Below are 23,223 nucleotides of genomic sequence, written 5' to 3'. Positions count from 1 at the left end.
ACGCGTGATCGTAAAAAAAATGCGATTTGAGGCTGGACAAGCCCCAAAGGAGTTTGTATAACCCCGCTCGTTCCGCAGGGAACACTCCGGAAACGGAGGCGAAAGTCGGATTTGCCCAGGTAGCTCAGTTGGTAGAGCAGTGGACTGAAAATCCGCGTGTCGGTGGTTCGAGTCCGCCCCTGGGCACCATCTTTCGGTAGCCAAAAAAACCCGGCCTTCTGGCCGGGTTTTTTGTTTTTGCGCCCGGTCAGTCCGGAACCGGCAGGGTGAACGAAATCTGTGTATCATGCAGATCAATGCCGGACGCGATTATAGTGCCCTGATCATTGAGCTGAAAGAACCCGCCAGCATAGGTACCATCATCGGCGCAAAACAATTCCCACAAGCCATCGAAATCAGGTACTTCGCTGGTGTACTCAAACCGGCCCCGGCAGGTTTGTTCGCCATATACATCAATCAGGCCTTCAGCTTCGTTGGCTTGAACCAGGGCATCATAGCTTGTCAAAGGGCCCAGGCGCGGCCAGCCAATACTGATCTTTACGACACCTTTTTGGGGATAAGGCTCTTCAAGATCCGTTTGGATGCTTGAAGATGCTGGTTGAGGTGTGCTTGCGCAACTGCTCAAGAACAGGGACGCCCCCAAGCTCATAATGGCAGTCATAGGCCCAATACGCATCTGCTCTCCGATCTTTCGATAGTTTCCTTGTAACTGTACGGTTGCGGCAGCAATGCGCAAGTAACGTATCCGTTTTATCTGATTTACGGTGCGTACGTTATTGTGAAGATCAAACTCGATCTGGGACCGGTACGTCGAATGAAACATCACCGCGCGCGGTACTTCTTGACCTGTTGTCTTGATCTTAAGCAGCAGTATTACGCAACAACAGGTTCATCTGGCTTCGTAGAAGCATCGACCAATACAGAGAGTGCGCGGGCAGCAATGAAATTCTATTGGTTTGGGCCAAGAGCCCTGGTGGGCGTGCCGGGCCGTTTATAGGAAACCCGGCCTTGTGACCGGTTTTTTGTTTTTATGCTTTGTTTTCCCGTTAAATGTTTCCACATTTGAAATGTGTGCTTTCGATCGTGCGATTTTTTGATCCTAACAGGTGAGCCATTTTAGTATGATACTACGTATTATACAGGTGGTCATTCACGCTATGTATGAATAGTTTTAGTTGTTAAGCCACGCATGGATTAGATTGAGGGGATCTAAAGTGAAACATTTCGTAAAGTGCTTTCCGTCGAAGTTGATTGCAGGTTTGGTCTTGTCTGCGTCGATGGCCTTGACGACTTCAGTTTCCGCAAATGATGCGGGAAACTGGTACATTCAGGGTAGTGCTGGTTTAACGACACTTGAAAACGTTGAAGCAGATCGCACAACCTCAGCAGGTGCGACGTTAACAACCGTGCCTTTTGAAGCAGACTTCAAGCATGGCCACATGGCGTCTGCAGGGCTTGGCTATAACTTGACGGATACTTGGTCAGTAGAAGTCGAGTATGCGCATCGCTCCAATGATCTTGATCGCTACTACAACAAAACCAACAATAGCGTACTTTCATCGAATGGGTACATGAAGTCTAACAGCTTCATGGTGAACGGGATTTACACCTTCGATGTAGATTTCCCGGTAAAGCCGGTTGTGGGTTTTGGCTTTGGGGTTGGTCACGCTGAAATTGAAATTGTCGAGACGTCAGGTACTAAAGACGATGATGACTATTCTTATGCCGGGCAGTTGATTGTTGGTGCGGATTGGGAAGTCACATCGAATATCGATCTTTTTGCGAGGGCGAATTACTTCCAGATCCGCGATCTTGATCTTGAGCCCCGGTATTACACGACAGCCGGTTCATTTAATCTGGCGGAAACAACGACCGATAAAGAAAACTACTCGTCAGCCTCAATCTCTATTGGCTTGCGTTACGAGTTTTAAGGACTTCAATAGCCTGTTTATAGGAAACCCGGCCTTCTGGCCGGGTTTTTTGTTTTTGCGGTCTGAGCTTCGCAATTGTATTGGCATCGACCAAAATTGAACGAAGCGCAGAACCCGTCTTTCGTTGGCGCGCCAGTTTATGGCTGTGGAAGCAGCAGTGAAAACTCAACCGCATCCTTCGCGTCATTTTCACCTTCCGCGATCAGGCGTCGGGATTTGTCGACGCGGAAATCGCCGGATGCGAAATCTCCTGCTTTGCAATTGGCAAACCATGTCCCGGCTTCGGGGGTGTCATATTTCGTGACACGGAATTGCAAGTTGCATTGATCCTTGTTCGGGCCAGCGAACTTCAATGCGCCGCCGTAATCCCTCACAGAAATATTGGCTGCAAGATCACTATCCTGCAGGTTGTTTCCCCAAGACATATCGACAGTTCCGTCATATGTCCCCAGTTTGGTGTTCGAGACCCAGTCTGTTCCTGCTGTCTGCGGTGATACGTCGGCTTGGCCGCCATCCGACCCACAACGCGCCGAAGGCAGCCCGTTTACCTGCGCGGCATAAGCTTCGCGGTCGTCAATGACAGAGAGCTGTTGTGTGAAACGTGGCATGTTGAATTCAGACTGACCGCAATAGAATGCCGTGACAATTGTATCAATGGTGCCACGGTCACTGTCGTAGATCTTGACGCCGCGAACTGCGCGCACGCCAAACTTGGCGACTGTGCAGTTTGGAAGATCATTGAGCTTTGCATCACCGTAATAGCCAACGGCCTTGCCATTTGCGTTTGACGTTATCGGAATGGCATTTTGGATGACGATACCAGTGTTTTTGAAAGTCGCGCGAAACTCGTCCTCGTCTGCCAGTTCTGCTTCGGTTTGTGTGACGAACCAGCCATCGAATGTATGTGCCGTCGTCACAAAGCCCTGACCGCAGGCCAGTTCCCATTTGTCATTCTGTACCTGACCATTGTTGCGTTCGTTCTGTTCCAGTTTTGTCACTGGCACGTTTGAGATGGTCGGAACGTTGAACCTGGATTTCCCCAGCGGTTTTTGCTCCCATTCCGAGAACTTGTTGTTCTTCGTTGTCTGGCAACCTGCCAGCAGGGTTGCAATCGCGCCAACGACCAGAAATTTGATCTTCAGTTTGGAATTCATTTTTGCCCTCAGTATTTTATGTCCCAAAACCAAGATAACGACTTGTAAGGGACAAGAAACCTGTTCATAGGTGGGGGAAGGCCTGAGGATGAATCAAAGCTGGTTTTACGCATAAAACGGAATGCGGAAGGTTCAATTTGGAATGGCAAGCGCGAACGAGACGTTTTCGCCATTGATTGCCGTGCCGACGCCTTGAATGTTTCCCTGAACATCGATCTGGAAATTCCCCGCGGCATAGCTTTCGTCGGGGCAAACGATTTCCCACCAGCCATGCGCAGGGGACAGGCGGTCGTCACGGACGTATTTCCCAAGGCAGGTCTGCGCGCCATAGATGTCGATCAAGCCGCTAAACGCGTTCGCGCGAAGCCGCGTGTTATAGCGCGAGAATGGGCCAATCCGCGACCAGTTCAAGGTGATTTTGACTTCTTCATCGACGGTATACTGCACCGCCGATGAAGATTGCTTTTCCTGCCATGCCTCAAAGTTAACATCAGGTCCGGCATTGCACCCGATTAACTGGCTTACGACCCCAATGATCAGAGTAGTCTTGAAGATCCGGGCAAGGCTTTGCATTTTCACGCTCTGACTAATTGAATTTGCAGTGACTTTAACTGACATCAGACCGTTCGCAAACGACAGGGTTCAAATATCAAAGTACACCATCTCAGCCACTCGGAATCGTTTGTCTGGCAAAGGCTTTGCAACTGTCTTGACCGGTATACGTTCGAGTTATCCCGTCGGAGAAAAGCGTTAAGTGAACCTGATTTATTCAATTCGTTTTCGTATGAAAACAAGTGCTTGAGCAAAGTGTTGATTGGCCTTTTAGGGCTTGATTTTGCGGGTGTTTTTTGCCCTTTTGTTGCGAAAATCTTACATTCCGCTAACATCAGTCTCGCTTCGTGTTTCAACCCGCTGAAACATAAAATTGGTTACTACTTGATGGCGGAACAGTGCTGATGCGCTGTTATAATCACTCGCTTAGGGGAACCAGATGGCCGAGAAGCAGATCGAAATCGAACTCAAACTTCGCATCGATCCAAAACACGTTGCGCGCCTGAAAAGCGCACCGGTTCTGCGTGAAGTCAAGGAAGGCCGTCGTCTGGTGACCACGCACCTTGTCTCCATCTATCATGATACGCCCAAACTATCATTGGCTGACAAAGGTTTGGCGGTTCGCCTGCGCAAGAAGGGTACGCAGGGCTGGGAACAGACCGTCAAGGCAACCAACGGTTTGCGTGAAGCCTTGCCCGAACGCAACGAGTGGACGGTCGAGCTTGAAGAAGGTGTCCTTGATCTTGATCGCTTTACCGACAAGGGTGTCAAAAAGCTTCTCAAGAAGTTTGTGAAGAAAAAGAAGATCGACCGCATCTTTGAAAGTGACCTTAAGCGCGGCGCGGTGGACTTAACCTATCGTGATGCGGTCATGGAGCTTGCCATTGATCAAGGCGTTGTGCGTTCTGGTGAACAGGAAGTGCCGATTTCCGAAGTCGAGTTTGAACTGAAAAAAGGCCATCCAGCGGCCCTGTTTGATCTTGCTCTTGAATTGCAACGCACCGTGCCGCTGTTGCTCAGTATGCGATCCAAGGCTTCCCGGGGGCGTGACCTTTACCTTGGCAAGGGGCCGGGGGCCTATCGCGCTGCAGCGGTCAAACTGACCCCGGATATGTCGGCTGAAACCGCGTTTCGTGCTGTGATCGCGCAAGGACTGCGCATGATCCTGAGCAACGAGGTCTGCGTGCGTCAGGATCTTGATATCGAAGGCTGCCATCAGATGCGCGTTGGCATGCGCCGCCTGCGGGTGGCGCTTAACCTGTTTAAGAAAAACCTGCCTGCGGGCGAGGCCGTCTTGCTGCGCCGGTTGTTGAAGCTTTGCAGCAAGGGGCTTGATGGCCTGCGCGATTGGGACGTGTTCCTGACCGAGACCCTGCCGATGATCGAGGAACGCTTCCCTGATCATGCTGGTGTCGCCGAACTGCGAAAGGCTGCGGAAAAACAGCGCGAGGCGGCCCTTGCCAACGCGCGCAAGATGCTTGATCAACCGGAATATGGTCAGTTGCTTTTGTTGCTTGGCGCATGGGCAAGCTATTCGCGCTGGGCATCAGGGGCGACTGCCGCGCAGATGAAGGCGATGGCTGCACCGGTGTCTGAGATGGCCGAGCCGCTTTTGGAACAGGCCTATAAACGGGTCACAAAACGCGGTGATCACGTTGCGGGTCTGACGACGCCACAACTTCATGCGCTTCGTCTTGATGTCAAACAGATGCGTTACGGGACCGAGTTTTTTGGCGCGATTTACGGTTCGAAAAAGGTCAAGAAGTTCCGCTCCAAACTCACGACGATGCAGGAAATCCTGGGCCAGCTTCAGGATGCCGCCGTTGCAGAGGCACGGTTGATGGCACTGGCCCCACAGCTTTCAAAAGACGGGATGATTGCGGTGGGGCTGATATCGGGCTGGTTCGGGGCCCGTGCCGATCATCGTCTTGAGGGGATCGAAGACGCCATGCACGATTTCACCGACCAGAAGGTTTTCTGGAAATAGAAAACCGGCCCTGCCAGTTGCGCAAAAGGCTGTCGGGATTACTCGGCAGCCTTTTTCATGTCCTGATAAGCTTCAAGAGCCCGCTCACGGCCTTCCTTAAGCCCGATCAAGGGTTTGGGGTAGGTTTTCCCCAAAGTTACGTCAGCGGCCTTGAGGATGAGCGGGGATGCTTCCCATGGCTTATGGATATATTGTTCGGGCATGTCACGCAGTTCCGGCACCCATTGGCGGACATAGTCGCCCTTGGGATCAAACTTTTCGCCCTGCAGGACGGGATTGAAAATGCGGAAATAGGGGGCGGCATCGGCCCCGCACCCACCGATCCATTGCCATGAAAACGGGTTGTTGGCCGGGCAGGCGTCAACCAGCGTGTCATCAAACCATGCCAGACCATCTTGCCAGTGGATCAAAAGATGCTTCACCAGTATAGAGCCGACAATCATCCGCACCCGGTTATGCATATAGCCCGTGTGCCAGAGTTCGCGCATGCCGGCATCAACAATCGGAAAACCTGTTTGGCCTTTTTGCCAGGCACGAAGGCCTTTTGCGTCTTCTGACCACGGGAAATGCTTGAACTGGCCCTGAAGCGGGACAGAACGCAGATCGGTTGCATGATACAGGATGTGATGGGCAAATTCCCGCCAGCCAAGCTCGGCGATGAATTTCGAGGCGGTCTTGCCCTTGCCCGGATTGGCGTCGGAATAGTGGTTGGCCGCATGCCAAACCTGATAGGGGCTGATTTCGCCAAAGCGCAAATGCGGCGAGAGTTCTGATGTCACCCGGCGGTCCGGGCGGTCGCGCATATCGGCATAATCGGTAAGACGATCATCGATAAAGTCAAAAAGCTGGTCTTTCGCGCCCTGTTCGCCGGGGGTGAACCGCTCGTCAAGGCCACCGGCCCAATTCACCGGCTTTGGCGACAGGTCAAAGTCGGTGATGTTGATTTGTCCATCAACCGCGCCCTTGAACAGTTCAATGCTTTGCGGGGGGGCATGGGGCTCACGCGGTGTCGGCAGCTTCTGACAGGCGCGCCAGAACGGGCTATAGACCTTGAAATCTGTGCCTTGCCCAGTTTTGACGTCCCATGGTTCAAACAATAGGTTGGCCTTGTGGCTTTCGCAGGTCAGGCCGTGATCCTGAAGGATCGTTTTGATGTCAGTATCGCGTTTGGTCGATGGCTTGTCATAAAGACGGTTCCAGAATACGGCCTGAACTGGTTTGTCGTCAGCGATGTTTTCGAGAATGGATTTTGCATCCCCCGCAAACAAGCGCAGCGCGCGATCAGATTTGGTATCGCCCAGCTCGGCGATATCGCGGTTCAGCGCCGTCAGGCTTTTTTCCAGCCACCATTTCGTCGCCCCGCCCAACTGATCTGAAATCACCGGATCAAGGATAAAGACCGGAAGCACAGCGCCGTCATGTTCCTTGGCCCATTTTTGGGCAGCCAGAAGCGCCGGATTGTCCGCCAGTCGGAGGTCGCTTCGAAACCACATGATCGCGATCGGGCGTTCAGTCATCTGTCTTCCTGCTTGTCTGGGCTGTGTTCTGGGCAATGTCTTGGGGAGATCTGATGCCGGAGGGGAGAGAGCGTCACGACCGTGACAGCGTCTAGAGGGGAAGTCGAGGCGCTCTCTCTGGCTCGGGGTACATCAAGACATACGTCTGATGGTTCTGACCAGTTCACCGAAACTTTGCGAAAGAACATCTTTTTTCCATCCGGCAAAGCCAAGCACCAATCCACGCACAGGGACAGCATCGTGTTCTGAGCGGGATTTCTCGAAGTAGGACGACAATGCACGGCAATCCAGACCCACCTTGACCAGTTCTTCCTGCATATTGATGTCGTCTTGCGCCCGGGTCAAACGGGCGCATAGATGCAACCCGCCATCCGATGGCAATACGGACAGGATATCGGATGCATCGTCAGCAATCAGTGATTTGAGATGTGAACGCCGTTCGCCATATTGCATCCGCATCTTGCGCACGTGACTGCCAAAATGCCCCTCGGCAAAGAACGCACCAAGGGCGGCCTGGGTTGTCGGGGCTGGCACGCCATCGGCAAAACCGCGAATACCGCGAAAGGCCGAAACCAGTGCTGGCGGCAGGACCAGGTAACCAAGGCGGATCCCCGGAAACATCACCCGTGAAAAAGTGCCGACATAGATCACCCGATTGTCGGTATCCAGTCCTTGCAGGGATGATAGTGGCGGCCCGTCATAGCGATAGTCGCTGTCATAGTCATCCTCGACAATCCACGCATCGTTATCCTGCGCCCACTGCAAAAGCGACAAGCGCCGCGCGAGCGACAGCGTGGTGCCCAGCGGATAGTTTCGTGATGGCGTGGTGACCACAATTCGGGCAGGCGAAGGGGTTTTTGTCAGACCTTTAACATCGAGGCCGTCTTCGTCCACTGTGATCGGATGAACAACAGCCCCGCTTGCCGCCAGTACACCACGGATGCCTTCATATCCCGGATCCTCGGTCGCGATGATATCCCCCGGATCGACAAGGGCGCGTGCGGCCAGATCAAGTGCCTGCTGGGCGCCAGAGACAATCATCACCTGATCGGCATCGCAATTGACCCCGCGTGATTGCCGCAGCCATTTGGCAATTTCGGCCCGTAACAGCGGCAGGCCAAGCGGATCATCCGGTATGGTCAGATCGATATCAGGTGCACGCCATGATCGACGCAGCAATCGCGCCCAAAGATCAAACGGGAAGCCGTCAAGATCGGGGGTCGCCGGGTTAAACGGGCAGGCAACGCGAAAGCGCGGAAACCGTCTTTGATAGGTCAGCATGCGCTGGGCACTTTTGCTGAGCCGGACTGGACGGTCTTCGGGGGCGGTGGGTTGTCTCGCCTTGGCGTTTTGGCTGGTTTGCATGTCGCGATCGGGCAGGGTGCTGGCCACAAAGCTTCCGGAACCGACGCGGGTTTCAAGATAGCCTTCTGATGTTAGCAGATCGAAACTGGCCACCACCGTATTGCGCGATATGCCAAGGGACCTTGCCAGATCGCGACTGGCCGGCAGGCGTTCGCCCGGATGCAAACGCCCGTCAAGGATAGCCGATCTAATGCCGTGATACAGACGGCGATAGGCCGTTGTCCTGCCCTGATCATCGGTATCACTGATCTGACTTGGATAGATCCAGCTGTAATCGCTGCGTGGCATCGCGTCCCCGAGGAATAATTGGTTCTGTCATTTTTATTATAATGGACCTTTTGAAAAGTCCAATTTGATCCATGATCGGGCCAAATTCGACGTCCGGTTTTTTGAAGAAGAGGTCCCGCCATGTCTGATCAATACGAAGTCCAGCCCCACACCAAAGTTGTCCGGGGCCCCAACCGTGCCAGTTATGATCGCACGCAAATTCACGGCATCATTGATGATGCGTTGATTTGCCATGTCGGCACCGTGGTGAACGGGCGCCCGGCGATGATCCCGACGGCCCATTGGCGGGTGGGGGAGCGGATCTATATCCATGGCGCATCCAAGAACCGCATTCTTGCGGCGATTGCCGATGGGGCAGAAGCCTGTCTGTGCATTACCCACCTTGACGGATTGGTGATGGCGCGTTCGGCCTTCCACCATTCGGCCAACTATCGGTCTGTGATCATCTATGGTCACGGCACAGTGGTGGCAGATGACGCCGACAAGATGGAACATTCCCGTCTGTTTACCGAAAAACTTGAACCGGGCCGGTGGGACCATATCCGCCAGCCCAACAAACAGGAACTCAAGGCCACCATGTTCCTGGGCTTTGACCTTGATCAGGTATCGGCGAAGGTTCGTGCAGGTGATCCGGTCGATGACGAAGAAGATTACGATCTGGATGTCTGGGCCGGCGTCTTGCCCTGTCATACCGTTTGGGGGGCGCCAATTGATGATGGTCGCCTTAAACCCGGCATCCAGCGCAAGGCGCGCTAGGTCGATCCCGCGTTAATTGTTTCGCCTGTGCTGGCTTCTGTTCGATGTCTGATTTACGAACCGGTCTGTTTTAGGGTACACCGGACGGGAACAGCACAGGATTGAACGATGAAGAAGTGGCTGATTGTCATTTTGGGTCTTTTGGGGGCACCAGGCGGTGCCTTCGCCAATGCCAATAATGTCTCGCTAGAGGAAAACGTCCTTCTGATGGCGACACATGTCGAGAGTATCCTTAATCAGACAGACGGCCTGATGCGCCGCTCTGCCGATTTGCTGCGAAATGCCGGCGGAATGAATGACGTTGTTATTCAGGGAAGCCTTTCGAGCTACACCGAACAGGTTGAAGCTGTACGTGCATTGCTGTTTATCAATGCAAAGGGCATCCTCACGTTCGATACAACGCGCCATCCGGCACCGGATCTTGATCTTTCGGAACGGTCATACTTTAACGAAACCATCAATTTGGAAGATGACCGCATCCATATCGGGACGCCAGTACTTGGAAAGCAGTCGGGCGTTCCGTTCGTTCCGGTTACGCGGGTGTTGCGCGGTGTCTCTGGCTCGGTAATGGGGGTTCTGGTGGCGGTGATGACACCGGATGCCTGGTTGCCCGCAGAACGTGCGTGCCGACTGTGCTTCTATTCTGCCTTTACCACAAGCGGCCAGACAATCATGACCGCACCGGCCCAAATGCAATTGGCCGATGATTTTTTTGAAAGCCTGATGATTGTTGATGGGCGTTCGGGGATCAGCGAAACAAGGCTTAATACCTATCCCGCCCGGACGATGTGGCGTCGCCTGCGCGATTACCCGGTTGTTGTGACCAGTTCGGTCGTTACCATATATTGATGGTCTCAGACGGCTGTTTTTCCATCAGGTAAAGCAGAAAGCTAACGGCCTTCATCTGATCATCGGGTGTAAATTCGGCGGCAGGCTTTCCGATATGGCGTTCCATGGCAGCCCATATGTCGGCCGGAATTGTTCCCGTTTCGTTACTGATCATTACCGCAAGCTTTCCAAGCTCGTCAGTTGGAAGCATCGTTGGCTGCGTAAGCTGGTCATAGGTCAGGACACTTAGTGTTGCTGACAGCAACGCGATCACAATCGCCATAACCCAAAGTTGCGGCGTTGAAAGCCCGGTTTTCGGATCACTTGTCAGTGGCGCTGCCTTGTCCAGTCGCTTTTGCAGATCAATATCGAGCATATGGCCGTCCCGGCACCCTCATCATTTGACTAAAATGTGCGTGACACATCATAGATGGTTGTATCGGTAAATAACAACACGTGAAAGATGTGTAATCCTAGCCCCTTGAACTCTTAGCAAGGGAGCCGGGTTATGATGACGATCCGTTTGGCGAAAAAAGACGATGTTTCAAAGGTTTCGCAAATACACGCCTTCTGCTGGCGCGAAACCTATTCCTTCATGCCGCGCACGGTTTTACAAAGCCGAAACCGCAAGTTTCGCAAGTCGCAGTGGATAAAGTGGTTCGAATCCCAAGCCAAGGACGAAGCTTTGTTTGTTGTCGAGGCCGATCACGTTGTGGTCGGCTTTTGCTTTTGCTGTCCCAACAGGGATGAAGCCATTCAAGGCCGGGGCGAAATGCATGCTGCCTATGTTTTACCCGACTTTCGTGGACGAGAGGTCGGGCCGATGATGATGATGGCCATGCTTGACTTCATGATCGGCCATGAATTGACGCCGCCGGTCTTGTGGGCGTTTCGCGATAACCCGATCAGATTGTGGTACGCCCAAATGGGATGGCGGGCCGAAGTTCGACGTGATCGCGTCATCGAAGGGTGTGCCATTCCCGAAGTAGGATATGTTTGCACGGATGTTGGCGCGCTGCACGCGCGCCTGCGTAAACTGATCAGGCGCTATTGCGGTGAAACTGCTTTGACGCAAACTCGACAACGTTTTCAAAGGAATCCGCATCAAAGCTCTTTCCGGCTGACTGCTGTTTCTCCCGACAATAGTCGAACAATGACAGAAACAGGTCGGCAAACTCGTCTGGATCCGCTTTGACCGCACGCGATTTTCTGGCCAGAAAATACGCGATATTGAAAACGATCTTGCGATCCAGTTCTTCCTCGGATGTGTTTGGCTCGTCGACGGGGGCACCCTGGCCGGTCAATAGCCATTCGATTGAAACGTCTGTTGCATGTGCAATCGCAACGCAGGCGGATGCCTTTGGATCGTTGCGCCCATGGCTATAGTTTTCAAGGGTGCGCGCAGATATGCCCGTGCGTTCGGCAAGAGCCGCGCGCGATCCGGCAATCTTTTCACAAAGGCCGATGCGTTGGCCAAGCAGTTCTGTGTCGTCCACTTTCATTCCAGTTTTCCCGAGCGCGTCTATCCGAATGGCCAAGAAGCCTACCCCCAAAGTGGGTGTCTTGAAAGAATTATAATAACAAATTACGCGATTTTTTCGCAAAATCGGTAGATATATGCTGTCATGTCGTTTGTTCTACGTGATTTTTGGTGATAGATTGCAGCATAATTCCGAATACAAGAAAAAAGTGCGTAGGATATGTTAAGCGACCACATCGAACAAATTGCCCGTCTCCTTCGCAAAAACGCCAATCACCATAATGGAAGATTGCAGCTCACAGACAAGACAACAGATATCCTTCTGTCAAATTTGCAGTTCTTGTCAGACGACCTTCGGCGCTATGAGGATGCAGAACTCTGCGCTGATGTAGAGTCTCCGGCAATTGCAGCGATCATGCGTGAACTTGCCTCGGTGACTGCAAATTTTGATGCGTCCGAAGATTGCGACACTGAGCCCACCTCCAGTCCCGCTGCCCCGCTGAGCACTGAGCGTACTCAAGAGAACTCAAATGGCAAGCCGGAGACTACAGACTAGCTTGTCTGTTCAAGGGTGTCAGGTCTTTCACAAGGTTTCCAGATTTGCTGCACCAAATGCGTTCCCCAAGCACCGGCTCGGGGAACGCATTGCAATTGCCTGAAACGGGTATGCTTATATCTTTGCGAGTGACGCTGCGATTTGAGCACCAAGTCGGGCATTGTTACGCACCAGCGCAATATTGGCTTCAAGGCTTTTGCCTTCGGTCAGCTGGGTAACGCGCGCCAGAAGGAACGGGGTGACGTCGCGTCCCTGAATGCCTTTTTCCTTGGCTTCGATCAGGGCGTTGTCAATTGCCCCCTCGATGGCTTCACGCGCCAGGGCCTTGTCGGCTTCTGGCGGGTTGCCAATGACGGCCCCGCCTTCAAGACCAAATTCCCATTTCGAATTAAGGAAAGCGGCAAGTTCCTCGGGGGTGTCAAGGCGCAGCGGCGCTTTTTGACCGCTTTCAACCGAATAGAATGCCGGAAATTCATCAGTGCCATAGGCAATAACCGGTACGCCAAGCGTTTCAAGATGTTCGAGCGTTTTGGGAATATCAAGGATCGCCTTTGCCCCGGCACAGACAACCGCAACACCGGTTTTGCCAAGCTCGGTCAGATCGGCCGACACATCGAAGTTACCCGCAAGGTCACGATGCACACCGCCAATACCGCCCGTGGCAAAAACGCGAATACCGGCCTTTTCAGCCAGGATCATGGTTGCTGATACGGTGGTGGCACCATCACGTTTCTTGGCAAGGCAATAGGGGATGTCACGGCGCGACAGTTTGAGGATGTCGGTCCCTTTTGCGAAATATTCCAGTTCCTCGGGCGACAGGCCGATCTTGCAACGACCGCCAATCACGGCGATGGTGGCCGGAATGGCACCGTTATCACGCACATCCTGTTCAACCGCACGCGCGGTTTCCAAGTTCTGCGGATAGGGCATGCCATGGGAAATGATGGTTGATTCAAGGGCAACAACAGGCTTGCCTGTGGCAAAGGCCTCTGCGACCTCGGGGGCGATATCAATATAGTCCGACATTCATCATGCTCGTCTTTGAGTTAAAGTTTTAAAGGCCAGAATTAAACAGATCGGCCTTTGAAATCCAGCGCAAAGCAGGGTGTTTTGCGAATGGCTGCTGTGCGTTATGGCATCCGTCGATGCCATCGCAGCACGGCACCTCTGACAGACACCGCATTGTAAGTCCCTGATTTGACGGCTATCGTAGGACGACCACCAACCGACTTAAGGCCCACCCGAACATGCATGCCAAGCCCACCCTGACAACCGGCCTTCTGGCCTTTATGGCGGTTGGAAGCGGCCTGTCCGTTGCCAGTCTTTACTATGTGCAGCCCCTGCTTGAACTGCTTGCCCGTGAATATGGGCTGAATGAAACCACGGCCGGTTTTCTGGTGACCGTCGCACAGCTTGGCTATCTGACCGGGCTGATCGCGGTGGTGCCACTGGGCGATCATCATGAACGGCGTAAGTTGCTGACCGTGACCTCTGCCCTGACGGCGGTGGGGTTGCTGGCAATGGGGTTGGCCCCATCGTTCCTGATGCTGGTGGTGTTTAGCATCTCGGTCGGGATCACCTGCGTGACTGCGCAAATCCTTGTGCCGCTGGCGGCACACCTTGCAACGGATGACAAGCGCGGCTCCGCGGTTGGCACCGTCATGGGGGGGCTGTTAATGGGGATCCTGCTGGCCCGGACATTTTCAGGCATCATGGCCGAACTTGCGGGGTGGCGGTCGGTGTTTATTGCGGCTTCGGTTCTGATGGCGGTTTATTCGGTGGCCTGTTACCGGATCATTCCCCATATCCCGCCAACATCACACACCAGTTACCGCACGCTGTATCTTTCGATCCTGCATCTGTTTCGCGATGAACCGGTCTTGCGTCGCCGCAGCCTGATTGGCGGGCTGCAATATGCCGTGTTCGGGATATTCTGGACATCGATGGCCTTCATGCTGGTGCGCCAATATGGCATGTCCGAAGCCGTGATCGGGCTGTATGGCCTGATCGGTGCAATTGGCATTCTGGCCGCCCGTATCGCAGGCAGGCTGGCAGACAAGGGCTGGGCGCGGCTGAGTACCGGCGGGTTCCTGATGACAACGGTTTTAAGCTGGGGGCTGCTTTATTGGGGGCAGTGGTCGCTGATTGCCTTTGCGCTTGGCGTGGTGCTGATCGATCTGGGCATTCAGGGGGCGCATATCTCAAACCAGAGCGAGGTTTACCGCCTTAACCCCGAGGCCCGCAGCCGCCTGACCACCGGCTATATGGCCAGTTACTTTCTGGGAGGTGCCTGTGGCTCTGCCAGTTCGGCCATCGCCTATGGCATGGGCGGCTGGCCAGCTGTGGTGGTTCTTGGCGCCGGGGTCTCGGTCCTGTGCGTTTTGATCTGGGCTGCGACCGAATTGCGCTTTCCGATCAGACAGATGAAACAAGGCGTATAGACCAAGCCAACATACCCCAAAGCAAAACGGCCGCCCCATCGGGACGGCCGTTTGCGTAAGAACAAGCTAAGCTGTACTTAGTTCTTTTCTTTGTCGACGAGCTGGTTGGCAGCAATCCACGGCATCATCGCACGCAGTTTTTCACCAACTTCTTCGATTTCGTGTTCAGCATGCAGACGACGGGTTGCCTTGAACATCGGCTGGCCGCAATGCATTTCCTGAACGAAGTCACGGACGAACTTGCCTTCCTGAATGTCGGTAAGAACTTCTTTCATGCGTTCTTTGACAGACGGATCAATCACGCGCGGGCCGGTGACATAGTCGCCGTATTCTGCGGTGTTGGAGATCGAGTAACGCATGTTGGCCATGCCGCCTTCATACATCAGGTCAACGATCAGCTTAACTTCGTGCAGGCACTCGAAATATGCCATTTCCGGCGCATAGCCAGCTTCGGTCAGGGTCTCGAAGCCGTATTTGATCAGCTGGGTCAGACCGCCACAAAGAACAGCCTGCTCGCCGAACAGGTCGGTTTCGCACTCTTCACGGAAGGTGGTTTCGATAACGCCCGAACGACCGCCACCGATTGCCGAAGCATAGGACAGGGCAACTTCAAGCGCGTTGCCAGATGCGTTCTGTTCGATTGCGACCAGGCACGGAACCCCGCCGCCACGTGCATATTCGGAACGAACGGTGTGGCCCGGGCCCTTCGGCGCGATCATCATGACGTCAAGGTCAGCGCGCGGCTCGATCAGGCCGAAATGAACGTTAAGACCGTGTGCGAACAGAAGGGCAGCACCCTGCTTCAGGTTGTCGCGCAGTTCGTTGGCATAGATCGCAGCCTGATGCTCATCAGGGGTCAGCATCATGACAACGTCTGCCCAGGCAGCAGCTTCGGCCGGGGTCATGGTTTTCAGACCGGCAGCTTCGGCTTTCTTGCGCGAGCTGGAGCCTTCACGCAGACCAACAACAACTTCTTTAACGCCGGAATCATGGAGGTTCAGTGCATGGGCATGACCCTGCGAACCGTAACCGATGATGGCAACTTTTTTGGTTTTGATCAGATTAACATCTGCATCGCGGTCGTAATAAACACGCATCTTTCGATACCTCTGGACGTTGGACCACGCTATTTCATGCGTGGCGGATGGTAATAATTATTATGGGGCAGGCCCCAATGCCTTACCCGATGCGGATCACCGGGCAGGGCAAACTCACATCGTCAGTGTGCCGCGCGAAATCGCTGCCACACCGGTACGCGAAATTTCCGAAAGCCCAAGCGGCTCCATCAATTTGATGAAGGCGTCGATTTTTTCAGGGCTGCCGATGATTTCATACACGAAGGAATCATTGGTCGCATCCACTGCGCGCGCCTTGAAAATGTCGGCAATACGCAGGGATTCCACACGCTTTTCGCCCGCTGCAATCACTTTGACCAATGCAAGCTCGCGCTCGACACTTGGCCCGGCAAGGGTCAGGTCACTGACCTTGTGTATCGGGACAAGGCGCGAAAGCTGTGCCTTGATCTGTTCGATGACCATCGGGGTGCCCGAGGTAACCACAGTGATACGCGACTGGTGGGCCCTGGCGTCAACTTCGGCAACGGTCAGGCTTTCGATGTTATAGCCACGGCCGGAAAACAACCCGATAACACGGGCCAGAACGCCGGACTCGTTATCCACCAGAACGGATATGGTGTGTTTCGAAATTTCGGTTTCTTTCACGGTTTCGCTCCGCTATGGCCCGGTCGGGGGCAGCACATGCCGCCCGCGCCGGCCTTTTCATTTTGATTTGATGAGTTCGTTGCGCACAGTTTATGTGTGCGGATCAGACCAGAACCATCCCTTCGTCGGAATCAATGGCTTCGTCGCCCTTGGTTTCCTGCCCAAGCAGCATTTCGTTATGCGGCTTGCCCGACGGAATCATTGGATAGCAGTTTTCCTTGTCATCAACAGCGACGTCCAAAATCACCGGACCATCAATTTCCAGCATCTGCTTGATGGCATCATCAAGATCGGCCGGGTTATTGCAGGTCAGCCCGGTGAAGCCAAAGGCCTCGGACAGTTTGACGAAGTCGGGCAGGGTTTCGCTATAGCTTTCGGAATAGCGCGACCCGTGCAGAAGCTGCTGCCACTGACGGACCATGCCCATATAACGGTTGTTCAGGATCACGGTCTTGATCGGCAGACGATACTGCGTCATCGTCGCGCATTCCTGAATGTTCATCATGATCGAAGCATCACCGGTAAAGCAAACCACGGTCGCATCCGGGTGGGCCACCTGAACGCCAAGGGCCGCTGGCATGCCATAGCCCATGGTGCCAAGACCACCGGACGTCATCCATTCATACGGATGTTCGAACCCGAAATGCTGGGCTGCCCACATCTGGTGCTGGCCAACATCGGTGGTGATATAGGTTTTGCGATCGCGGGTCGCGGCATGGATCGAGCGGATAACATGCTGCGGCTTGATGACGTCTTTGGGTTGCTTGTAGGACAGGCAGCGTTTCGAACGCCATCCTTCGATCTCTTTCCACCAGCCATCAAGTGCACTGGCTTCGATCTTGTACTGTTTGGCTTTCCAGATCTTGATCATGTCTTCAAGAACATGGCCAACATCGCCAACGATCCCGATATCGACCGGAACGTTCTTGTTGATCGAGCTCTGATCAATGTCGATCTGGATTTTCTGCGAGTTCGGCGCAAAGAAATCGAGGTTGCCGGTCACACGGTCATCAAAACGTGCACCAATCGCGACCATGACGTCGCAATCATGCATCGACATGTTCGATTCATACGTGCCGTGCATCCCGACCATACCAAGATACTGGTTGTCCGATGCCGGATAAGCCCCAAGACCCATCAGGGTCAGCGTGATCGGCGCGCCGGTCATGCGGGTGAACTCGGTCAGAAGCTTGCATGCCTGTGTCCCGGAATTGATGACACCGCCACCGCAATACAGGATCGGCTTTTTGGCCGATGCCAGCATTTCCATGGCTTCTTCGATCTGGGCGCGATCACCCTTGACCACCGGGTTATAGGTCCGGTGCTGAACCTGTGCCGGTTCCAGATACGGGGCCTTGCCAACAAGAATGTCCTTGGGCAGGTCAATTACGACCGGGCCCGGACGGCCGCTTGAGGCAACGTGGAATGCTTCGTGCATCGTACGGGCAAGTTTATCGGGGTTTTTCACCAGATAGTTATGCTTGGTGCACGGGCGGGTAATGCCGGTGGTGTCGGCTTCCTGGAAGGCATCGTTCCCGATCAGATGGGTCGGGACCTGACCTGTCAGGCAGACAACTGGAATGGAATCCATCAACGCGTCGGTAAGGCCCGTAACGGCGTTTGTTGCCCCCGGTCCAGAGGTCACCAGCACGACGCCGACCTTGCCGGTCGAGCGGGCGTAACCTTCTGCAGCGTGGACAGCAGCCTGTTCATGGCGCACGAGAACGTGACGAATCCGGTTCTGTTTAAATATCTCGTCATATAGCGGTAGGACAGCGCCGCCGGGATAGCCGAACACGACTTCCACACCCTGATCAGCAAGGGCCTGCAACACTACTTCCGAACCGCTTAAAATACGTTCTGCCATGATTTTCGAGCCTCTTTACTTAACGACAACAACGTGTCGCGTGATAACCGCGTGATTGAAACATGATCCAATTATCCTCGAATTGGAGTTGAAAAATCCGCCGAAACGGCGGTTTTCCGCCATTTAGGCGGCAGAAGCGCCAACCTATCGCCTCACTTTGGCGTGGTCAACAGAAATTGGTTAACATCATGACGCATTTTTGCAGCCAAACTTTCCGAATATTGCGCGTCGATGATTTCCTTGGCTAACATCTGGTGTCGAAACCACGTTAATTGCCGTTTTGCATAGCGTCTGGTTTCGCGCTGTGATTTCTCTTTGGCTGTTGCCAGATCAATCTCCCCGGCAAGGTAGGCCGAAATCTCGCGCACGCCGACAGCCTTCATTACAGGCGCTGTTTCAGGCAATTCAAGGGCAAGCAGCCCTTTGACCTCGTCAATGGCACCCTGTTCAATCATCAGGTCAAAACGCCGGTTACAACGATCATACAGAATGTCGCGCGGCGGCATGTAACAAAGTTTCTTGAATTGCATGTTTTCAGGCGGGGTAATCACCGGTTCCTTGTGCCAGCTTGCCAATCCGCGCCCGGTATGGGCAAAAACCTCGGCGGCGCGAATCAGGCGCTGGGTATTGCTGCCATCAAGATTGGCGGCCGTTTCCGGGTCATCTGACTGAAGTTTGGCAAAGAATGCTTCGTGACCTAGCTCTTCAAGCTCATGGGTGACTTGCTGGCGAATCGCAGCTGGCACATCGGGGATCGGCGCAATGCCTTCAGTCAGGGCATTCAGATACATGCCCGTACCGCCCGTGATGATCGGAAGTTTGCCATTGGCGTGACAGTCGGCAATTTCCGCCATCGCCATGTCGCGCCACTTGCCAGCCGAACATGCTTCGCGCCCGGACAGCACACCATAAAGCCGGTGCGGCGCGCGGGCGGTTTCGCTTTCATCGGGGCGGGCTGAGAGCACACGCAGTTCCTCATAGACCTGCATGCTGTCAGCATTAATCACCACCCCGTCAAAGGCCTCCGCCAGATCAAGGGCCAGCGCCGACTTCCCACTGGCGGTCGGGCCGGCAACGATAACAATTTTTACTAGAGTTTTCCCGGCTTCTACCATTATCTTTTCAACCTTGAATTTTAGCGTAATTGGTATTTTGGAATGAGTAATTTGTTTGATTTAGAAACCAAGAAAAAAGCTTATCAGTTTTGGAGAGTGTTATTTGTTTCCGCAGCCAAATGCTCTTGGATCTCTCTAACTATCATCGGCACTGTGATGATGAGCACATTTATTGCTCTTATCACCTCCACTCAGTCGGTGGTCCAAGTTACGTACTCACTCAATATTCTTTTTTACTCGTTCGTTGCGATGGTTGCTGCCGTCGGAGGACATTTCTCACTACGATGTTACATGCAGGCAGTTGACGAAGAGTTATTTACAGCGGGATATCGGACTTGGTTTGAGCGATTTCGAAGGAGTAAGCCTATACTAGAACTCATTCCCATCATGATTCTGCATATTGTCGTTTTGGGGATGTTCGTGTGTGGAATTCTCTACCAGATCGCCGTTTTTGGGTTTGCAGGATATGCATTTGTAACTTCATTCAGCGACATTCGTCATGACTTCGTATGTGATGCCGAGCTTACTCGGGTTCTTACTGTCTCGCGGTACGAGCCGACAGAAGACTGCGTTGACTTTGTGTCGCGGCATTTGAGCGATTCAGGTTTGTAAAGCGGTTAAGTGGCTTCCAGTTCTGACTTGTGTTTCCCATAGTTGTTGATGATAAAGGTTGGAAATTTAGAATTTGCCTTTTCCGTCAAGGAGCCCAAAGACCATGAAATTGGTTCTCACCCTGATTGCCGCCCCGAACTCGAATGCGCTGACCAAGGCTGTGATTGATAACGCGGCAATCGCGCTGACCGGGGCGGGGGCATTGGTTGGCGATGTGACGTGGTTGGCTGATGGCGAGGCTTGCGATCTGACCTTTGATGGTATTCCGCTTGATGTCGCCGATACGACGCTGGCCGAGGCGGAGCTTCCGGTGGATGCCATCACCCAGAAGGTCGCAACACGTCGCAAGAAGCTTTTGATTGCGGATATGGACAGCACGATTGTCACCGGCGAAACCCTTGACGAGTTGGCCGAGTTCGCCGGGGTCAAGGACCGGGTGGCGGCGATTACGGCACGTGCGATGAATGGCGAGCTTGATTTCGAAGCGGCGCTTGATGAACGGGTTGGATTGCTTGATGGCATGTCGACGGAGATGCTCAAGGAAGCCTGGAAAACGGTGGAGTATACCGGCGGTGCGCGGGAACTGGTCGCGACGATGAAGGCTAATGGCGGGTTTGCTGCCCTGGTTTCGGGCGGGTTTGATTTCTTTACCGGGGCGGTGCGCGCCGAGCTTGGCTTTGATTACGATCAGGCCAATGTCTTGCTTGAAAAGGATGGCAAGCTGACCGGCAAGGTTCAAAAGCCGGTTCTTGATCGCCAGGCCAAGGTCGATGCGCTTGAAAACCTGTCAGCCGAGCAGGGCATCACGGTTGGTGATGCGATTGCCGTTGGCGATGGTGCCAATGATCTTCAGATGATCTCGCTTGCCGGAACCGGGGTTGCCTTCCACGCCAAGCCCGCGGTGCGTGAACAGGCGCGCATTTGTGTCAATCACGGTGATCTGACCGCACTGCTTTATATGCAGGGATATGCAAAGTCGGACTTCGTTTCCTAGGAAATGTCCGCGTTAAACAAAAAGGGCGACCTGAAAATCAGGCCGCCCTTTTTTGATGCTTGTTTTAGGCGATGACTTATTCGTCGCCCGACAGCGTCAGGCCGAAGTAACGCGGGCCAGCCGATGTTTCGATCAACATCAGGATGGTGCGTTTCTCATCTTCGATCGCAGTTTCGACCGCATCGACGACGTCTTCGACGTTTTCAACCGAGCTGTGCGATGCCTCGATGATGATGTCGCCCGGGCGAACACCCTTTTCGGCGGCATAGCTGTCACCGGCAACCTCGGTCACGATGACACCTTCGGTGCCTTCGGCAAGGTTATAGCGTTGACGCAGGCTTTCATCGACATTGGCGATCTTGATGCCAAGTGCGTCGATGCTGGCCTCGGCAACGGCAGGTGCTTCCTGTTCCTGTGCCTCGCCAGCACTTGCGGCGACGACTTCCTCTTCAAGTTCGCCGAGCTCAACCTGAACGGTTTTCTTTTCGCCATCGCGCCAGATTTCGACATCGACTTCCTTGCCAATGCGGGTTTCTGCAACGATGCGCGGCAGGCGACGCATGGATTCAACTTCCTTGCCATCGAAGGTCAGGATGACGTCACCCTGCTTGATGCCAGCAGCCTTGGCCGGGCCGTCTTCTGCGACACCGGCAACCATGGCACCGGTTGAATCTTCAAGACCAACCGAGTCTGCGATGTCTTCGGTCACGGTCTGGATGTGAACACCCAGCCAGCCACGACGGGTGCGGCCATATTCCTTAAGCTGATCGACAACGCTTTGAGCGATGCCGGACGGAATGGCAAAGCCGATCCCGACTGAACCGCCGGACGGCGAATAGATCGCGCTGTTGATGCCAATCACATCACCATCAAGGTTAAACAGCGGACCACCCGAGTTACCACGGTTGATCGAGGCATCCGTCTGAATGAAGTCATCATACGGACCCTGGTTGATGTCGCGGTTTCGTGCGGAGATGATACCGGCAGTCACCGTACCGCCAAGGCCAAACGGGTTCCCGATTGCCATCGCCCAGTCACCGATGCGGGCACTGTCCGAGTCCCCCCATTTGACGAATGGCAGGTCTTCTTCCGGTTCGACCTTAAGCAGGGCGACGTCGGTTTTGGGGTCGCGGCCGATCAGTTCGGCTTCAAGCGTATTGCCATCATGCAGGCGCACGGTAATCTCGTCGGCACCGTCAATCACGTGGTTGTTGGTGACGATATAGCCGTCAGGCGAGATGATGAAGCCTGAACCAAGTGCGGTTGCACGGCGGCGTTGCGGTGCCTGACCGCCTTGGCCACCCTGACCGTTGCGGTCCATGAAATCACGGAAAAGGTCTTCGAACGGCGAACCGGGAGGGAACTGGAAGTCCGGTCCCTGTCGTTCGGCGACCATTTGGCTGGTGGAAATATTTACAACACTTGGCAGAAGCTTTTCTGCCAGGTCTGCGAAACTCTCAGGAGCGGGGCGGGCATTCGCAATCTGCGAAACACTGGCCACGCCAAGGAGAACAATCACCAGTGCTGCGGTTATCTTGGTGCGCACCGGGTTGTATAATGCGTCTAGCATGTGTCTGATCCTGTTCGTTGCCGCGTTCACGGTATTTGTCATTCTCTTTGTGCAGCGCACGGCGGGGCTGTATTTCACCCGTCGCTTAAGTAACCAAATTAACTCCGACTTTGGCAGAAATTAGGCGGTACTGGGAAAAATCAAGGAATTGTAAGCACAAAATCGTGACGAGGGACTTTTGCGTTGCCGTTCCCTGATCCTGATGGCCGTTTACTAAAGCCAGGTCCGTACTGCCCATATTCCGCCAATGGCTATGACAGCGGCGATCAATCCGCCAATGCGCAACTGCGATTCAGGAATTTCCTGAACAAGCTCCATTACCCTTTTCAGGCCGCCGGGAAACAGCGTGTAAAGCATCCCTTCCAACGCGATTGCCAGAAGTATGGCTGTTGCAAGTTCCTTCATGACTAAGGACGTTCCGGCGTTTCTTTGTGATTTGTCAGACTTTCGCCAGACAAATCGAATTTATAAAAACAAAAAGGGCGACCA

General features: G+C 53.9%; 22 protein-coding genes, 1 tRNA gene and 1 pseudogene. 10 read left to right on the top strand and 14 right to left on the bottom strand.

Annotated elements, in window-relative coordinates:
* Positions 1-113 precede the first annotated feature (113 nt).
* Positions 114-189: transfer RNA gene (locus AUQ43_RS10150), tRNA-Phe, on the top strand.
* 58 nt (positions 190-247) lie between these two features.
* Here AUQ43_RS10150 and AUQ43_RS10145 read toward each other — a convergent pair.
* Positions 248-736: a hypothetical protein gene (locus AUQ43_RS10145; protein WP_147250481.1), complete on the bottom strand. Its 489-nt coding sequence runs from the start codon at positions 734-736 to the stop codon at positions 248-250.
* A gap of 478 nt (positions 737-1,214) precedes the next feature.
* On the opposite strand from AUQ43_RS10145, the gene AUQ43_RS10140 reads away from it, so the two are divergent.
* Positions 1,215-1,931, top strand: a complete 717-nt coding sequence (locus AUQ43_RS10140; protein ID WP_114129917.1) for an outer membrane protein — start codon at positions 1,215-1,217, stop codon at positions 1,929-1,931.
* A 137-nt stretch (positions 1,932-2,068) separates the two neighbouring features.
* Here the strand turns inward: AUQ43_RS10140 and AUQ43_RS10135 are convergent, their stop codons facing one another.
* Together AUQ43_RS10135 and AUQ43_RS10130 are read right to left on the bottom strand one after the other, a co-directional pair.
* Complete coding sequence (locus AUQ43_RS10135; protein WP_062956187.1) at positions 2,069-3,085, bottom strand: hypothetical protein; 1,017 nt, start codon at positions 3,083-3,085, stop codon at positions 2,069-2,071.
* 132 nt (positions 3,086-3,217) lie between these two features.
* A complete protein-coding gene (locus AUQ43_RS10130) occupies positions 3,218-3,658 on the bottom strand; it encodes a hypothetical protein (RefSeq protein ID WP_062956185.1) in 441 nt (146 codons plus the stop codon).
* A 418-nt stretch (positions 3,659-4,076) separates the two neighbouring features.
* Between AUQ43_RS10130 and AUQ43_RS10125 the strand changes: the two genes are divergently transcribed.
* Positions 4,077-5,624 carry a CYTH and CHAD domain-containing protein gene (locus tag AUQ43_RS10125; protein WP_062956183.1) on the top strand — a complete coding sequence of 516 codons (1,548 nt, stop codon included), beginning with the start codon at positions 4,077-4,079 and terminating at the stop codon, positions 5,622-5,624.
* A 38-nt stretch (positions 5,625-5,662) separates the two neighbouring features.
* Here the strand turns inward: AUQ43_RS10125 and AUQ43_RS10120 are convergent, their stop codons facing one another.
* On the bottom strand, positions 5,663-7,141 hold the full coding sequence (locus tag AUQ43_RS10120) for a deoxyribodipyrimidine photo-lyase (RefSeq protein WP_062956181.1): 1,479 nt from the start codon (positions 7,139-7,141) through the stop codon (positions 5,663-5,665).
* 132 nt (positions 7,142-7,273) lie between these two features.
* Positions 7,274-8,794, bottom strand: coding sequence for a PLP-dependent aminotransferase family protein (locus AUQ43_RS10115; protein WP_062956179.1), 1,521 nt, complete (start codon positions 8,792-8,794; stop codon positions 7,274-7,276).
* 120 nt (positions 8,795-8,914) lie between these two features.
* Between AUQ43_RS10115 and AUQ43_RS10110 the strand changes: the two genes are divergently transcribed.
* Together AUQ43_RS10110 and AUQ43_RS10105 are read left to right on the top strand one after the other, a co-directional pair.
* Positions 8,915-9,550 (top strand): pyridoxamine 5'-phosphate oxidase family protein, encoded by a 636-nt coding sequence (locus AUQ43_RS10110; protein WP_062956177.1) that lies wholly within the window; start codon positions 8,915-8,917, stop codon positions 9,548-9,550.
* A gap of 108 nt (positions 9,551-9,658) precedes the next feature.
* Positions 9,659-10,399 (top strand): hypothetical protein, encoded by a 741-nt coding sequence (locus AUQ43_RS10105; RefSeq protein WP_062956172.1) that lies wholly within the window; start codon positions 9,659-9,661, stop codon positions 10,397-10,399.
* Here AUQ43_RS10105 and AUQ43_RS10100 read toward each other — a convergent pair.
* On the bottom strand, positions 10,386-10,754 hold the full coding sequence (locus AUQ43_RS10100) for a hypothetical protein (protein WP_062956170.1): 369 nt from the start codon (positions 10,752-10,754) through the stop codon (positions 10,386-10,388). The two genes, AUQ43_RS10105 and AUQ43_RS10100, sit on opposite strands and share 14 nt — an antisense overlap.
* A 132-nt stretch (positions 10,755-10,886) precedes the next feature.
* Between AUQ43_RS10100 and AUQ43_RS20675 the strand changes: the two are divergent.
* Positions 10,887-11,255, top strand: a pseudogene (locus AUQ43_RS20675) (N-acetyltransferase family protein); the annotation flags it as partial.
* A gap of 163 nt (positions 11,256-11,418) precedes the next feature.
* Here AUQ43_RS20675 and AUQ43_RS10095 read toward each other — a convergent pair.
* Positions 11,419-11,880 (bottom strand): helix-turn-helix domain-containing protein, encoded by a 462-nt coding sequence (locus tag AUQ43_RS10095; protein WP_062956168.1) that lies wholly within the window; start codon positions 11,878-11,880, stop codon positions 11,419-11,421.
* Positions 11,881-12,078: 198 nt separating this feature from the next.
* Between AUQ43_RS10095 and AUQ43_RS10090 the strand changes: the two genes are divergently transcribed.
* Positions 12,079-12,414 (top strand): hypothetical protein, encoded by a 336-nt coding sequence (locus AUQ43_RS10090; RefSeq protein WP_062956167.1) that lies wholly within the window; start codon positions 12,079-12,081, stop codon positions 12,412-12,414.
* A 114-nt stretch (positions 12,415-12,528) separates the two neighbouring features.
* Here AUQ43_RS10090 and AUQ43_RS10085 read toward each other — a convergent pair whose 3' ends face one another.
* A complete protein-coding gene (locus AUQ43_RS10085) occupies positions 12,529-13,440 on the bottom strand; it encodes a pseudouridine-5'-phosphate glycosidase (protein ID WP_062956165.1) in 912 nt (303 codons plus the stop codon).
* 221 nt (positions 13,441-13,661) lie between these two features.
* On the opposite strand from AUQ43_RS10085, the gene AUQ43_RS10080 reads away from it, so the two are divergent.
* Positions 13,662-14,855 carry an MFS transporter gene (locus tag AUQ43_RS10080; protein WP_062956163.1) on the top strand — a complete coding sequence of 398 codons (1,194 nt, stop codon included), beginning with the start codon at positions 13,662-13,664 and terminating at the stop codon, positions 14,853-14,855.
* A gap of 77 nt (positions 14,856-14,932) precedes the next feature.
* On the opposite strand, the gene ilvC is transcribed toward AUQ43_RS10080, so the two are convergent.
* The 4 genes from ilvC to miaA form a co-directional block, all read right to left on the bottom strand.
* Entirely contained in the window at positions 14,933-15,952 is a 1,020-nt protein-coding gene (ilvC, locus tag AUQ43_RS10075; protein WP_062956161.1) for a ketol-acid reductoisomerase, read from the bottom strand.
* Positions 15,953-16,066: 114 nt separating this feature from the next.
* Positions 16,067-16,576 carry an acetolactate synthase small subunit gene (ilvN, locus tag AUQ43_RS10070; RefSeq protein WP_062956151.1) on the bottom strand — a complete coding sequence of 170 codons (510 nt, stop codon included), beginning with the start codon at positions 16,574-16,576 and terminating at the stop codon, positions 16,067-16,069.
* 103 nt (positions 16,577-16,679) lie between these two features.
* Positions 16,680-18,443, bottom strand: a complete 1,764-nt coding sequence (locus AUQ43_RS10065; protein WP_062956150.1) for an acetolactate synthase 3 large subunit — start codon at positions 18,441-18,443, stop codon at positions 16,680-16,682.
* Between the two features lie 152 nt (positions 18,444-18,595).
* Positions 18,596-19,558: a tRNA (adenosine(37)-N6)-dimethylallyltransferase MiaA gene (gene miaA / locus AUQ43_RS10060; RefSeq protein WP_062956141.1), complete on the bottom strand. Its 963-nt coding sequence runs from the start codon at positions 19,556-19,558 to the stop codon at positions 18,596-18,598.
* A gap of 42 nt (positions 19,559-19,600) precedes the next feature.
* Here miaA and AUQ43_RS10055 point away from each other — a divergent pair, with 42 nt between their 5' ends.
* Both AUQ43_RS10055 and serB read left to right on the top strand, forming a co-directional pair.
* Entirely contained in the window at positions 19,601-20,170 is a 570-nt protein-coding gene (locus tag AUQ43_RS10055) for a hypothetical protein (protein ID WP_062956139.1), read from the top strand.
* Between the two features lie 103 nt (positions 20,171-20,273).
* Entirely contained in the window at positions 20,274-21,164 is an 891-nt protein-coding gene (serB, locus tag AUQ43_RS10050; RefSeq protein ID WP_062956138.1) for a phosphoserine phosphatase SerB, read from the top strand.
* Positions 21,165-21,240: 76 nt separating this feature from the next.
* Here serB and AUQ43_RS10045 read toward each other — a convergent pair whose 3' ends face one another.
* Positions 21,241-22,734, bottom strand: coding sequence for a DegQ family serine endoprotease (locus AUQ43_RS10045; protein ID WP_062956137.1), 1,494 nt, complete (start codon positions 22,732-22,734; stop codon positions 21,241-21,243).
* Positions 22,735-22,947: 213 nt separating this feature from the next.
* A complete protein-coding gene (locus AUQ43_RS10040) occupies positions 22,948-23,139 on the bottom strand; it encodes a DUF2065 domain-containing protein (RefSeq protein WP_062956136.1) in 192 nt (63 codons plus the stop codon).
* Positions 23,140-23,223: the final 84 nt, after the last annotated feature.

The sequence above is a fragment of the Thalassospira sp. MCCC 1A01148 genome (assembly GCF_001613795.1).
Taxonomy (GTDB): domain Bacteria; phylum Pseudomonadota; class Alphaproteobacteria; order Rhodospirillales; family Thalassospiraceae; genus Thalassospira.
Note: the sequence above shows the minus strand (reverse complement) of the source record. Positions and strands in the feature narration are given on the sequence as shown.

Coding starts and splice junctions, on each gene's coding strand:
- AUQ43_RS10135 (WP_062956187.1), bottom strand. CDS start 3,085: ATGAATTCCAAACTGAAGATCAAATTTCTGGTCGTTGGCGCGATTGCA.
- AUQ43_RS10130 (WP_062956185.1), bottom strand. CDS start 3,658: ATGCAAAGCCTTGCCCGGATCTTCAAGACTACTCTGATCATTGGGGTC.
- AUQ43_RS10125 (WP_062956183.1), top strand. CDS start 4,077: ATGGCCGAGAAGCAGATCGAAATCGAACTCAAACTTCGCATCGATCCA.
- AUQ43_RS10120 (WP_062956181.1), bottom strand. CDS start 7,141: ATGACTGAACGCCCGATCGCGATCATGTGGTTTCGAAGCGACCTCCGA.
- AUQ43_RS10115 (WP_062956179.1), bottom strand. CDS start 8,794: ATGCCACGCAGCGATTACAGCTGGATCTATCCAAGTCAGATCAGTGAT.
- AUQ43_RS10110 (WP_062956177.1), top strand. CDS start 8,915: ATGTCTGATCAATACGAAGTCCAGCCCCACACCAAAGTTGTCCGGGGC.
- AUQ43_RS10105 (WP_062956172.1), top strand. CDS start 9,659: ATGAAGAAGTGGCTGATTGTCATTTTGGGTCTTTTGGGGGCACCAGGC.
- AUQ43_RS10100 (WP_062956170.1), bottom strand. CDS start 10,754: ATGCTCGATATTGATCTGCAAAAGCGACTGGACAAGGCAGCGCCACTG.
- AUQ43_RS10095 (WP_062956168.1), bottom strand. CDS start 11,880: ATGAAAGTGGACGACACAGAACTGCTTGGCCAACGCATCGGCCTTTGT.
- AUQ43_RS10090 (WP_062956167.1), top strand. CDS start 12,079: ATGTTAAGCGACCACATCGAACAAATTGCCCGTCTCCTTCGCAAAAAC.
- AUQ43_RS10085 (WP_062956165.1), bottom strand. CDS start 13,440: ATGTCGGACTATATTGATATCGCCCCCGAGGTCGCAGAGGCCTTTGCC.
- AUQ43_RS10080 (WP_062956163.1), top strand. CDS start 13,662: ATGCATGCCAAGCCCACCCTGACAACCGGCCTTCTGGCCTTTATGGCG.
- ilvC (WP_062956161.1), bottom strand. CDS start 15,952: ATGCGTGTTTATTACGACCGCGATGCAGATGTTAATCTGATCAAAACC.
- AUQ43_RS10065 (WP_062956150.1), bottom strand. CDS start 18,443: ATGGCAGAACGTATTTTAAGCGGTTCGGAAGTAGTGTTGCAGGCCCTT.
- miaA (WP_062956141.1), bottom strand. CDS start 19,558: ATGGTAGAAGCCGGGAAAACTCTAGTAAAAATTGTTATCGTTGCCGGC.
- AUQ43_RS10055 (WP_062956139.1), top strand. CDS start 19,601: ATGAGTAATTTGTTTGATTTAGAAACCAAGAAAAAAGCTTATCAGTTT.
- serB (WP_062956138.1), top strand. CDS start 20,274: ATGAAATTGGTTCTCACCCTGATTGCCGCCCCGAACTCGAATGCGCTG.
- AUQ43_RS10045 (WP_062956137.1), bottom strand. CDS start 22,734: ATGCTAGACGCATTATACAACCCGGTGCGCACCAAGATAACCGCAGCA.
- AUQ43_RS10040 (WP_062956136.1), bottom strand. CDS start 23,139: ATGAAGGAACTTGCAACAGCCATACTTCTGGCAATCGCGTTGGAAGGG.